General features: G+C 60.8%; 1 protein-coding gene. It reads left to right on the top strand.

Features of this window, described 5'->3' with window-relative positions; translation table 11 throughout:
- A partial coding sequence (locus tag LQV16_RS23510) for a hypothetical protein (protein ID WP_229996234.1) occupies positions 1-549 on the top strand: 549 nt, incomplete at its 5' end.
- Between the last annotated feature and the right edge of the window lie 584 nt (positions 550-1,133).

Raw genomic sequence — 1,133 nt, 5'->3', positions numbered from 1 at the left:
GTCTACGCACTTACCTCAAGTTCAGCGGCCGCCAACGGAGCTGCCGGCACAGCAGCCGGTTGGGCGGCGGGCGGGGCGGCCGGCGGCCAAGGTGTTGCCCCGGGCATGCCAGGTTCTGCGCAGGACGGATTCGCGGGTGGCGGATTCGCTGGAGGCGGCATGTCGGGGCAGGGTGGTCCCGGCGACTTCGCTGCCGGTGGGATGGGCGGCGGCCTTTCAGCGGCAGTGCATGCCGAATACGTGGTGCTGCAAGGATCCGCTTACACCACCATGGCCGAGCAGTTGGGCACTGTGAGCGAGATCAGTTCGTCCTCGGTCACGGTCAAGAGCAGTGATGGGTTCACGCGCAGCTATGCGTTGGGCGCCGATGTGGTGGTGAGTAATCTGCAACAGCGGCGCCAGCAGGCCGGCGGCACGGGCACCCAGCTGAGCGTGGCGGACATTGTCGCGGGCGGGACGGTGCGGATCGTGGCGACCAAGAACGGTTCCGGCTACACGGCGTCGTCGGTCATGGTTGTGGCGGCGACCGCCACCGGCCAGTCCAACTGACCCCCACCGCAGCCGGCATTTGCCGCCGGGCCACGCGGCAAAATGCCGGCTGCCCACTCCGTGGACCGTCTCGCAAGAAACGGTGGAGAGACCCGGTTTCGCGCATTTTGCGATGCTGTGAATGATTTCCACCACATCGCAAGATGGGCCGAATAATATTCGGACAAAGCGACTTTCTGACCAGTCGGTCAGAAAAACACTTGTTATTTTATTGCGGTCGCAGAATTGTGACTTGCGCTACAATTCCCGGATCTGTCTCACTATGTGGAACTTGCGGTCCATTGTTACTTGCACGTTCGCATTGTTACGTTGCACACTTCAATTGTGAACAAGAACTCAACAGCACCTGCAGCTGCAGCTTCCTGGATCAGCACACCCGCTGGTACCGAGACGCGCTGTTGTCGAATGCACGCCTAACTTTTACACCCCAAAGAGTTTCTAGGCATTCGCCCCCCAGCCCAGAGTCGGGCGCCCCTCCCCAATTTCATTGCGGGGAAAGAAGCATTCGAGCCGCGATGACGGCCATTCACATTGAGGTAAGCATTCCATGTCAGTTGCATCCGGATACGTCCACATCTCCGTCC

It is taken from the genome of Arthrobacter sp. Bi26 (assembly GCF_918697925.1).
Lineage (GTDB): Bacteria > Actinomycetota > Actinomycetes > Actinomycetales > Micrococcaceae > Arthrobacter.
The sequence above is the reverse complement of the archived record's forward strand: the minus strand, read 5'-3'. Positions and strand labels throughout refer to the sequence as shown.